Below are 11,623 nucleotides of genomic sequence, written 5' to 3' on the forward strand. Positions count from 1 at the left end.
CTTTCACTTTCCGTTCCAGAATAGTGCAAAAATTCTTTTTATTAACCTTTACGCCAATCGCTTGGGAGAGGAAATCCCATAACTTAGCACCCACTCTTTTAGCATGGGCAGCAGAAAAGCAGTAAGTCTCAGCAATTTCCTCATAGCTTTGATTATCGCACGATCCCCGCAGCACAGCGATTTGCAGGTTATGCAAGTGCTGGTGAGTTTTGGCAAACACTACTGATTGCAGCAATTCTAATCCTTCTTCAATATTCATACTAATGTGTCTGTCCGATAAAGGCACTGGCAAATGAACCATTTGACTTCTCTTGCCAAAAGTATATAGCGTTGCCTGAGCTTCGTGACGGAATCATGGGCTAAGTGATAAAAAAATTTACTTTAAGTGAGTCAGATGCTACTTCTTCATCGGAACTGCATAATTGAGGCCACTTCTTCATCGCAGCTTCATAATTGAGGCTACTTTTTTACAGGGGCTTTATAAAACTATCTTGGTAAATGTCGCTACTTTTTGCTACTGACAGGATTTAATTTGCAGTTTAAGTTAGATAGTAACAGGAAAGAGAAAAAACACACGACTGCCAACAGATACCTAGTTAAAGGAATAAATAAAATGACTAATTCAACTCTTATCAAAAAGCTCATCCCCCAAGCTACTGCTACTATTGCACTACTCGCAGCCTGCACTTTAGCAACTCCTAAAGCTGAGGCCAGCCCTATCGTTCTTGACTTTGAAGGCATCGGAAATTTTCAGCCCATTGGAAACTTCTACGATACAGCTCCCCATGACTTTGATATTACTTTTTCTGGTAATGCACTGGCTATCGTGGATATCGATGCTGGCGGCGGCGGAAACTTTGGTGGTGAACCCAGCCCCAGCACCATTGCATTTTTCCTAGACGGACCAGCGGCAACAATGAACGTCCTAAATGGATTCAACACTGGTTTCTCATTCTTCTATGCAGCGATTAATCAACCAGGATTTATCACTGTTTGGGATGACTTGAACGGAACTGGAAACATACTTGCCAGTCTGCAATTGCCAGTGACTCCCTTCAACGGCGCTCCGGATCCAACTGGCGTATTCAGCCCATTTGTCCCAATTGGTGTGGCGTTTAACGGTATTGCTAAGTCTGTTAACTTCGGTGGAACAGTTAATCAGGTTGGGTTTGATAATATCACTCTAGGCTCTGACACACCTATTAAGGATGTTCCCGAACCCGCTTCCACTTTAGGATTATTAGCATTAAGTGCAATGGGTGCTACTTCAGCCCTAAAGCGCAAAAAGGGACAAAATACTCAAGATAATAATCTAAACTAATACCAAATACAATCGAATAGTAGCTGCACTTACTTGTGGTAGGTGCAATTATTTTTTTCAGGATTCAGATATTACACGATTCTCAGTAAACAACAACACCCGCCGTAGAATTAATTCTACGGCTAATAGCTCAAGTCCATTAAAATGGACTCTCATTATTATTCCAGTCAGTTTTAACTGACTTGAGCGATGAGACAGTGGTTTTAACCACTGTCGGTTGTCGCTACTCCTCGAAGTTATCAGTTTTAACTCACAACTTGCACCATCGTCAGTAAACAACAACACCCGCCGGAGAATTAATTCTACGGCTAATAGCTTAAGTCCATTAAAATGGACTCTCATTATTATTCCAGTCAGTTTTAACTGACTTGAGCGATGAGACAGTGGTTTTAACCACTGTCGGTTGTCGCTACTCCTCGAAGTTATCAGTTTTAACTCACAACTTGCACCATCGTCAGTAAACAACAACACCCGCCGGAGAATTAATTCTACGGCTAATAGCTTAAGTCCATTAAAATGGACTCTCATTATTATTCCAGTCAGTTTTAACTGACTTGAGCGATGAGACAGTGGTTTGAACCACTGTCGGTTGTCGCTACTCCTCGAAGTTATCAGTTATCACCACTTCTTATAAGGCAAGAATTTACCAGACATAATAACTTTAACACGATCGCCTTTTGGATCTTCTTCTTTCTCTATATCTAAGGTAAAGTCAATCGCACTCATAATTCCATCACCAAACTTCTCATGGATGATGGCTTTAATCGGCATTCCATAAACCTGCATAATCTCGTAGAATCGATAAATTAGGGGATCAGTAGGAATAGTTTGCTCTAAAGAGCCTTTTAATGGGGATTCTGTCAAAGATTCAGCTAATTCAGGCTCTAAACCCAATGTGGAAACTATTTTGCTGGCTTCCTCCTGAGATGCACTTGCTTGACGGTAGATGACGGCAGCAATCCATACCTCATCACGTCCAAGTATTTTTTCTAAATCGGCAAATGTTATCCCTTTTGCTTTCTTGGCAGTTAACAGTTTCTCGGTAATTGCTGAGGTTGACATTTTATACTCCTGCATCCTTAGATTCAGGCTCAATTAGAGCGTTTGTCTGACACCCTATCTGTAGTCTAAGATACAGATGTAAATTCACGGACTTGATATCAAGCTAAATCGAACAGGAGAATTTCTGCATCTGTCGTCCCTTGAATTACGATATTTGTTTCATCGCTAATCGCTGCACCATCTCCTTGATTCAGGGACAAACCATTGAGGTTAATTCCACCACGGGCAACTTGCACCCAGGCATGACGTTGAGGCTCTAGGATATGAGAAATGCGATCGCGCTTTCCTAAAATTCCCCCATATAAATATACATCCTGATGGACGGTAACTGCACCTTCCCTACCATCTCGTGCAGCAAGTAAGTGGAGTTTACCTGGATTCTTTGCTATGGCAAAGTTATCCTGTTCGTAGCTAGGTGAAATCCCGTTAGTTTCCGGTAGTAACCAAATTTGTAATAAGTGGACAGGTTGGGTTTGGGAATGATTGAATTCGCTATGAAAAATACCCGTGCCTGCACTCATTCGCTGAACATCACCTGGATAAATTATCGAACCATTACCGATACTATCTTTATGTTCTAGCTCTCCTTCTAATACATAGGTGATAATTTCCATATCCTTATGTCCATGGGTATCGAATCCGGCACTCGGAATAATTTTATCTTCATTAATTACTCGCAGGGCACGAAATCCCATATATTCGGGATTGTAGTAGTTGGCAAAGGAAAATGTATGGTAACTATCTAGCCAACTGTGAATAGCGTGTCCTCGTTGTTGGGATTGGCGAAGTTTAATCATTGTTGTTGATTGTTGGTTGTTGGTTGTTAGTTGTTAGTTGTTAGTTGTTAGTTGTTGGTTGTTGGTTGTTGGTAGCTATATTTATATTATATATCGTAGTAACGCTCTGCTCTTCCCGGGATAACGCACCCTAGATAATAAGCCAATTGCTAACAACAAATAACCAATAACAAATAACCAATAACAAATAACCAATTCCTTCTTCCACTTTATACTCAACAATGTTATTATAGCAAGTACATACAAAAAAGTAAGGTAGTACCCAAAAAGATACTATGGAAGCTCAAGCGGTAGGAAGCGAGAGGGCGAATTGCCCGGTAGAAAGAACTTTAGAGGTGATTGGGGGAAGGTGGAAAGTCTTGATTCTGCGGGAGTTGTTTGGTGGTATAAAGCGTTTTGGGCAATTGCACCGGGCGTTAAGCGGAATTACCCAAAAAATGTTGACGCAACAATTGCGGGAAATGGAGTCTGATGGAATTGTCCATCGGGAGGTTTACTTGCAAGTGCCGCCAAAAGTAGAATATTCTCTGACACCGTTAGGGGAGAGCTTGAAACCAATTATTCAATCAATGCACGAATGGGGTATTAGGCATCTGGATAGAGATGTTAAGAATTAAAATTAGTATTGCATTGGCTCCCATTGAGTGGGATGATATCTAAATATCCCAAACTTGGCGAGAGCGTTGCGCGTGCAGCAAGCAGCTCGCAGATCGCAGATCGCAAATTTAAAAGAAGTATCAATTTTGTTGGAAAAAACCAGGATCGTCGCTATTATTAATGGTAAAGGAGGAGTTGGCAAAACAACTACCTCAATCAATTTAGCCGCAGCCCTTGGCGAGAAAAAACCTGTCCTCCTTGTGGATACAGATCCTCAAGGTTCCGCAAGTTGGTGGAGCGATCGCAGTAAAGGTAAAATGGATTTTGACTTGACTCAAGAGACAAATCCAACTCTATTAAAGCGTTTGCGGACAATTAAAGATTACGATTTCTTAGTAGTGGATACACCGCCAGCACTGAGATCGGAAGCTTTAGAGGCGGTAATTGCGATCGCAGACTATATCATTTTGCCCACACCGCCCGCACCAATGGACTTAGCAGTACTAATCGAAACAGTGCGAAATGCGATCGCGCCAGTAGGTACAACACATCGGGTATTATTAACACGGGTGGATTCTCGCAGTCTCAGAGAAGCGTTGGAGGCGCAAAATACTTTGATGGAATTGGGCGTTCCCATATTTCATACTTTTGTTAGAGCTTATAAGGCTCATGAAAGAGCAGCACTTCAGGGCGTTTCCATTACTAAATGGCGGGGAGAAAATGCCCGTGAAGCCAAATCGGACTATTGCCGCGTGGCAGATGAACTACAGCGCGATTGGCTAATCGTTAAAACGTAACAAGGGGAACTAATGGCGAGAAAAAAATTAACAGATTTGCTGCGAGAAGAGGTAGCAAAATCTCCTGAATTTAACAATGAAATAACTTCAGATCTAGGTGTAAACCAGGATGGAGATCCAGTGGAGGAATCAGCCATGGCAACAGAAGTAATACCAGAAACTCAGTCATTAAATCCCAAAGACTTGGACAAAACAGTAGATGAGTTGAAATCTGCTTTAGCAGCAGCCCAACAGAAAGAAAAAGTATTAACCCAATTGCAAGAATCTTTAGCAGAATCGAACCAAAAAGAAGCATCTTTACAAAAACAAATTACAGATTTACAAAAAGATCTGCAACAGCAAAAGCAATCAGTAGCAACACTACAAAAAGAAGTAGAAAAAGTAGATAAAATCGAGCATTTGAAAACAGAATTAGACCAAGCGAAACAAGCTGCTATTCAATTAGCCCAAGTCAATGAAAAACTCTCTAAAGAAATAGATGCACTGAAAAAGGAGAATGAAACACTCAAAGGAACTCCGAATCGTACTTTACAGCCAAAGAATCAACAGATTGTAAGGCCAGTGCAAAAATCAGACGATACGCCTCCTGATTTTGCCAAAAATACTTGGTTGCTTTAATTATTATTTGTTTGTTAATAGTTTCTATCTGTAGGGTGCTTTATGCTTTGCTAACACAATATTTAATATAGCGCTAGGCAACGGGCGTAAGGAATAGGAAAAGTGAAGGGTGGTTTTGAATATAATTTATTGGTGAGGTAACCAAATTAATTAAGCTTTCCCGCCCTTACAGATATCTGTATTCAACTTTTCCCTACTCCTTTGTTGTAGCGAACCACTAGGAGCAAGCGATGACTACTCAATTACCAACTACATCAACTCTTTATGATACTGATTATTGTCTTTGGATTGAGACAACTTTGAATCAGTTACGCTGTGGCAGATTTAATGATATAGATATTGGGAATCTAATTGAAGAATTAGAAGATATGGGAAATAGCCAAAAAGATGCACTAGAAAGCAATCTTAGGGTTTTATTAATGCACTTACTCAAATATAAATACCAGTCATCTAAACGCTCTAATTCCTGGCTGTATACTATCAGAGAACATCGCAAAAGAATTCTCAAAGCATTCAAAAAAAGTCTTAGCCTAAAAAACTACTCCCATACTGTGTTTAATGAGTCTTACCAAGATGGGCGAGAATTAGCTGCCGATGAAAGTGGCTTAAGCATTAAGACTTTCCCAGAAAAATGTCCTTTCCGCCAAGATGACATTCTCAATCTCGATTACTTGCCAGAATGATGAAACAACCCTGGGGGGGGTAAAAATTTGGCGAGAAACAAGTATCTTTGCCTTCATCGTGATACTCCCGTTGCAAATTGCCGATAAATTAACTGAAGCTGCCTCGTGGTAAGGATTAGATGCTACTGGGGCTGCCAAAAGCAAAAACATTTGGATCTAAAATTTAAAATAGATAGATCCATGTCTGATTAAGATGAATCCTAGCGATACCTCCGTCTACAACTATCAATTTGGAGGCTGTCTACCCCCTGAAGCCCCAAGTTACGTGGAGCGACAAGCAGACACCCAACTCTATGAAGGCTTAAAGGCTGGGGAATTTTGTTATGTTTTAAACTCGCGACAGATGGGTAAATCTAGCTTGCGAGTGCAAACTATGCGGCGCTTGGAAGAAGAAGGTGTCGCTTGTGCAGCAGTTGATTTAACTAAAATTGGTTGTCAAAATCTCACCGCTGAACAATGGTATGCTGGTATAGTAAGGCGATTGGTGATTAGTTTCAACTTGGGAAATAGGGTGAATTTACGAACCTGGTGGCGGGAGCGCGATTTACTTTCTCCTGTCCAACGTTTTAGTGAATTTATTGAACAAGTAGTCCTCCCCAATATTCCCCAACCTATCGTTATTTTTATCGATGAAATTGATAGTGTTCTCAGCTTAAATTTCCGCGTCGATGATTTTTTAGCGACTATTCGTGCTTTATATGATAATCGTGCGGATCATCCAGCCTACAAACGTCTTACCTTTGCACTATTAGGAGTCGCCACACCATCAGAATTAATTCAAGATAAAAATCGCACTCCCTTTAATATCGGGAAATCGATTGAACTCAATGGGTTTAAACTCCACGAATGTCTTCCCCTTGCTCAAGGGTTAGCGTCTAAAGTAAGCGATCCAGAAATTATCCTCAAAGAGATTCTATCTTGGACAGGTGGGAAACCTTTTCTTACTCAAAAACTGTGTCAGTTGGTGTTGCAATATGGAACAGCGGATGTAAAGATGGGTAATCTTCCGACTTCCTCCCAAATCTCTGAGTGGGTTGAAAAATTAGTGCGATCGCATATCATTGAAAACTGGGAGGCTCAAGATGAACCAGAACACTTAAAAACAATTCGCGATCGCTTGTTGCACTCCCAATCTAGCACTCGTCGGCTACTGACACTATATAAGCAAATTTTACAGCAAGGTGAAATTCCCGCAGATGATACTCCGGAACAAAGAGAATTAAGATTGTCTGGTTTGGTGGTGAAACAATCCATCTCTGAAAAGTATGGCCATGCTATTCTCAGAGTTTATAACCGCATTTATGCAGAGATTTTTAATCCTAATTGGGTAGCAAAGGAATTAGCTTCTTTGCGCCCCTATCAATCAGCAATGGCAGCTTGGTTTGCTTCTGAGGCACGGGATGAGTCGCAGTTGTTGACAGGATCTAAATTACAAGAGGCTTTCGCTTGGGCAAAGGGTAAGCGATTAAACCATCAAGATTATCAATTCTTGAGTGCTAGTCGGCAAAAAGTTTTAGAAACTTCTCAGAAAATTCAGGAAATAAAAGTAATAGAAGCACGAAATAAATCAATAAAACAAGAATTGAAATGGTCTAATTCGGACTATAAAGATACCGTTAATCCTTATCGGAACCGAGCTACAAGCTCAGATGAGCAGATATTATACGATCGCATCATCTACTGGGTACAAAGAGAATCCGGAAAAGATTTAATTGATCGCTTTGAACAGTTATTTATTAAAGGAATCGATTATCCAGACGCAGAAGTTTCCGCAGCCTTACATCGAATTATTATTGCCAATACTAGCAAAGAAGATTTTACCTATATTCTCAATCGCTGCTGTCATATTTTGATCAACCGCTGGCAAATGCAATCGCACCAACAAAGTGCGCTTGCCGATTTGGTAGCTTTATTTAAAAAAACTAATCAATTTAGTAGATCGATAATTCGTTCTGGCTTTATCAAACGCTTACATGAATTAGTCTGGGAATTTACCCAGAGTGAAGAATATCAAAACTTACAACGTTTAGTCCAAGTAGTAGAACCATCTCCAGATTCTAATCACCAAGATAAGAAGAATCCCACTTTAAGTAAATTAATTTCTCGATATCCTTATTTATATACCCATTCTCTATTAAAGCAGGATAGTTCTTACGAACACCAGCAAACTATCCGCCACATTCAGACACAAAAACAATTCCAATTTGAAATGAATTTGTCCCAATATACGACTTACTTGTTGCGGCGAGTCAAAATGCACTCTGAAGGTTCTCCCCAAGGACGAATTATCCCCCCAGTAGCAAATCCTACCCTATTGAGCGATCGCGATCTTTATTTATCTCTTAAACAATTTATGGGTAAAGTTGAAGGTTCCCACACCTACCGAGACTCAGCACGAGTTTTCCTCAACCAACAAAATAACACCCAATCTTACCGCCACTTTAAAACAGATTTATACGAATATCTAATTGCATCAGTTGAACCAGAATATGGTAAGCATCAATTTAATCAAAGTTTATATGAACAGCTTAAGAATACATTTGCTGATAGCGATTCTTATAAATTAAATGATTTCTTGATCGTGCGAACTTGTAGTCAATTACTCAGTTTTCTTGTGGGAAATCCTCAACATCCAAATCACTATATTTTTATCGATTTGATTTCTAATCTTGGTCCAATTCAGACGATAGGTTTATTGCTTAAAATTGTGTTACTATCAGCTAAAGTAAAGCCAGATCTGGAAAAGCGATTTTCAGTTTTGTTTAATCACTATGAACAGCAAACCATCGATGAAATTATCTGGTTGGTTGAGTCTATGGAGAACTTAAATGTTGCTTTTATGGTCAATTTTGGCAATCTGGATATTTCCTCTGTTATGAGAAACCCCACTTCTTAAACTTTGTTATTTGTTATTTGTTATTTGTTATTTGAGCAACCAACAACCAACAACTAATAACCAACAACCAACAACCAACAACCAACAACCAACCATCAACAACTATTCATTCATATTCTTATAAGTAGCCACAGCAGAAGGAGATATCCGATTCAGATAGCGGAAAATCCAATACTTAATGACGGAATCTAAAATAACAGGAAAAGTAGCAATAAATAGAAATATAAAATCGCGATTCTCTGGTATGCCTAAATGTCGGGAAACAGCTTCCAGAATCACCTCCCAACCGTGGGGTGAGTGGAATCCGACAAACATATCTGTAAACAAAATAATGATAAATGCCTTAGCACTATCGCTCAAGCCATAGACAATATCATCCATGAAAGATTTTAAAACTGTCAATTCAACACGATTTGTCAGGAGAACAACTCCAAAAGCTAGCAACGACATGAGATCAGAAAAGACATTCTTTACAGAATTAGTGCCACGTTCCTGATATTCATGATTAAGTTCCTGTGCTTTTTCCCTGACTTTCCCTTCTATTTCTTCATGAGAGATTTCGGGAGCGGATAAGAGTAAGCTTTGAAAGTGCAGTTTTTGTTCGTATCGTTCTAACTCTTGTACAAATTCTTCTTCTAAGTCAATATTCAAAAACTGGACTGGTTCTATATGACTTCTGTAATGCTCGACAATCGGACCAACCACGAAGGTTTTAGAAATCTGTTGAGTTAAAATAGGAACTATGATTAATGTTAGGATAAACTTAATCGAAATTATGGTTTTATCCCTAGAATTGCGAAACTTTTGAACAACTTCCTCTTCTGCTTTTGGATCTAGTTCTTTTTGAATTCTATTGACTGTTCTGATAATCGATCTGGGCACAGCCCCCGTTTTATCAGACATGGATTCTAAGGAATTGTTTTGGGACATTGCCTCCCTTTGCCATCCCTGAGATCGATCTCTATCTGTATTCGTAGATACTTGTCGTTCTGGATTCGATGGCACAACTTGGTTTGGCGATAAGGGGATTAAAGATAACGATCGATCTACAGTATTAGAGCGTGAGTATTTTGCTATTATTTCATCAATGAAGTTGAGTTTTTCAATAATAATCGCTTGACTTTCTATGTCAAATTCTTCAGAGCGATCTAGATTTATTCTGGCTCTTCCATTAAGCTCGTTGGCACTCTGAGGAGAATAAAGCGCCACAAAGGAACGACTAGTCTTAAATTCTCCCAGCCTGACTCGAATAATGTTTAAATACTTATTTAAGTCAGATTTAAAATAGGAAATGGTGTTGTTACCGTAATTTCTGGACTTGGTAGATATTTTCTCACCATTAAAATGCTCATCTTCAATGGCTTTAATTTTTAAAGCCGCTCTATATGCTTGATCTAAGGCTCTTTCCGGTGTACGCGAGAACCATTGATTGGCAAAACGTAAAAAAGAGGGTAGCTTCATGAAAATAGCTAGTATTAGTATGACAAAAGAGGGGGCTGACCAAAAGACCGATCAGATCTAGTATGTGGTATATTATCAGATTTAGCCAGAGGAAACATTCGTGGTGAACAATTCGCTCTGGATTGTCGGATCGACTCGCAGTGGCAAAACCACTCGGCTGGTAAACTTGTTTAGTCAATGGGTGGAAGCGGGCTTAGGCAAGATGTCTGGCTTAGTGAGGCTCAACAGCCGACACCTAGGGAGGCGCGATCGCAATTTGGCTCCGGCTATTTTAGTATTTGCTGCAAATGACGATAATCGGCGGGATTTGACGGATAGACTCACCGCAGCAATTGGCGGGAAGTATCCGGTGTTAGGGAAAACGCCTTTAGGATTTTTTCAGGATGAGGTGAGGCTATTTTGGCCTTTGTTAATTCAGCGGTTGAATCTGGTGGCACAATTTCCCCTCTTCTTGCGCCCAGAAACTGAGCAGGAGTTAGCGACTCAATTCTGGCGGAGTGAATTAGATAATAGTCTATTGCAGTTACCGGGAGCAAATGAAGCGGCTAGGGTACGTCGTCTCCTCGACTTATTTCAATTAGCAGCAGTTAGCGGTACGCCCACTGAAGATATTTCCAGTATTCTCAAACAAGGGATACCAGAAGAGGAGGGGGAGCCAGAAGTTTGGGATAGTATCGGAGGGTTATTATTAGAGTGGCGGCGCTGGTGTTTGGCGCAGGGATTCCTGACTTATGGCATAATTTGCGAACTGTACTGGCGAGAATTATTACCCGATCCCAAATATCAGGCATATTTGACAGAGCGATACCGAGCCATACTCGCTGATGATGTAGATGATTATCCTGCGATCGCGCGTGACTTATTTGAACTGCTCTTAGATAATGGCGCAGTTGGCGCTTTTACCTATAATCAGGATGGTCAAGTACGCCTTGGTTTAAATGCCGATCCTAATTATCTCGCCCTTTTAGCATCTCGCTGTCAGGTAGAAACCTTAACTGGGCAAGTTAGCGAATCTTTAGCTAATGAGCTAGGACAAATTGCCGTGGAACTAATTAGCGAGCCGATGTTTCTATCGAGTTTACCCGAATCAGTCCAATCATTTCAAACCACCTCCCGCGCCCAAATGTTGCGCCAGACAGCCCAGATAATTATTGAATCAGTTAAGTCCAATCGAGTAGAACCAGCAGATATTGCCATTATCGCACCTGGTTTAGACGCGATCGCACGTTACACCCTCAACGAAATCTTGACTGAGCAAGGCATTCCCCTAGAACCCCTCAACGACCAACGCCCCTTAATCAGCTCACCTGCAATCCGCGCCTTACTCACCTTGCTAGCACTAGTATATCCAGGATTGGGACGCTTAGTAGACCGAAATGCGATCGCAGAAA

Annotated in this window: 11 protein-coding genes and 1 pseudogene; 7 read left to right on the top strand and 5 right to left on the bottom strand. The window is 40.5% G+C overall.

Annotated elements, in window-relative coordinates; translation table 11 throughout:
* Nucleotides 1-301 (bottom strand): helix-turn-helix domain-containing protein (locus NJ959_RS17895; RefSeq protein ID WP_507237490.1); only part of this gene is annotated, 301 nt, incomplete at its 3' end.
* 312 nt (nt 302-613) lie between these two features.
* Between NJ959_RS17895 and NJ959_RS17900 the strand changes: the two genes are divergently transcribed.
* Entirely contained in the window at nt 614-1,321 is a 708-nt protein-coding gene (locus NJ959_RS17900) for a PEP-CTERM sorting domain-containing protein (protein WP_254013102.1), read from the top strand.
* 57 nt (nt 1,322-1,378) lie between these two features.
* Here the strand turns inward: NJ959_RS17900 and NJ959_RS17905 are convergent, their stop codons facing one another.
* The 3 genes from NJ959_RS17905 to NJ959_RS17915 form a co-directional block, all read right to left on the bottom strand.
* Nucleotides 1,379-1,849 (bottom strand): hypothetical protein, encoded by a 471-nt coding sequence (locus NJ959_RS17905; protein ID WP_254013103.1) that lies wholly within the window; start codon nt 1,847-1,849, stop codon nt 1,379-1,381.
* 90 nt (nt 1,850-1,939) lie between these two features.
* Nucleotides 1,940-2,383, bottom strand: a complete 444-nt coding sequence (cynS, locus tag NJ959_RS17910; RefSeq protein WP_254013104.1) for a cyanase — start codon at nt 2,381-2,383, stop codon at nt 1,940-1,942.
* 98 nt (nt 2,384-2,481) lie between these two features.
* Complete coding sequence (locus NJ959_RS17915) at nt 2,482-3,180, bottom strand: pirin family protein (RefSeq protein ID WP_254013105.1); 699 nt, start codon at nt 3,178-3,180, stop codon at nt 2,482-2,484.
* A gap of 275 nt (nt 3,181-3,455) precedes the next feature.
* Here NJ959_RS17915 and NJ959_RS17920 point away from each other — a divergent pair, with 275 nt between their 5' ends.
* The 5 genes from NJ959_RS17920 (at nt 3,456) to NJ959_RS17940 (ending at nt 8,771) form a co-directional block, all read left to right on the top strand.
* A complete protein-coding gene (locus NJ959_RS17920) occupies nt 3,456-3,797 on the top strand; it encodes a winged helix-turn-helix transcriptional regulator (RefSeq protein ID WP_254013106.1) in 342 nt (113 codons plus the stop codon).
* A gap of 99 nt (nt 3,798-3,896) precedes the next feature.
* Nucleotides 3,897-4,574 (top strand): AAA family ATPase, encoded by a 678-nt coding sequence (locus NJ959_RS17925; RefSeq protein ID WP_373693674.1) that lies wholly within the window; start codon nt 3,897-3,899, stop codon nt 4,572-4,574.
* 12 nt (nt 4,575-4,586) lie between these two features.
* Nucleotides 4,587-5,192, top strand: coding sequence for a hypothetical protein (locus tag NJ959_RS17930; RefSeq protein WP_254013107.1), 606 nt, complete (start codon nt 4,587-4,589; stop codon nt 5,190-5,192).
* Nucleotides 5,193-5,422: 230 nt separating this feature from the next.
* On the top strand, nt 5,423-5,875 hold the full coding sequence (locus NJ959_RS17935; RefSeq protein ID WP_254013108.1) for a DUF29 domain-containing protein: 453 nt from the start codon (nt 5,423-5,425) through the stop codon (nt 5,873-5,875).
* A 193-nt stretch (nt 5,876-6,068) separates the two neighbouring features.
* Entirely contained in the window at nt 6,069-8,771 is a 2,703-nt protein-coding gene (locus tag NJ959_RS17940) for a Sll1247 family protein (RefSeq protein ID WP_254013109.1), read from the top strand.
* A 102-nt stretch (nt 8,772-8,873) separates the two neighbouring features.
* Here NJ959_RS17940 and NJ959_RS17945 read toward each other — a convergent pair whose 3' ends face one another.
* Nucleotides 8,874-10,232 carry a proton extrusion protein PcxA gene (locus tag NJ959_RS17945; RefSeq protein WP_254013110.1) on the bottom strand — a complete coding sequence of 453 codons (1,359 nt, stop codon included), beginning with the start codon at nt 10,230-10,232 and terminating at the stop codon, nt 8,874-8,876.
* A 100-nt stretch (nt 10,233-10,332) separates the two neighbouring features.
* Here NJ959_RS17945 and NJ959_RS17950 point away from each other — a divergent pair.
* Nucleotides 10,333-11,623: pseudogene (locus tag NJ959_RS17950) on the top strand (recombinase family protein); the annotation flags it as partial.

It is taken from the genome of Limnofasciculus baicalensis BBK-W-15, from assembly GCF_024178385.1.
Taxonomy (GTDB): Bacteria; Cyanobacteriota; Cyanobacteriia; order Cyanobacteriales; family Coleofasciculaceae; genus Limnofasciculus; species Limnofasciculus baicalensis.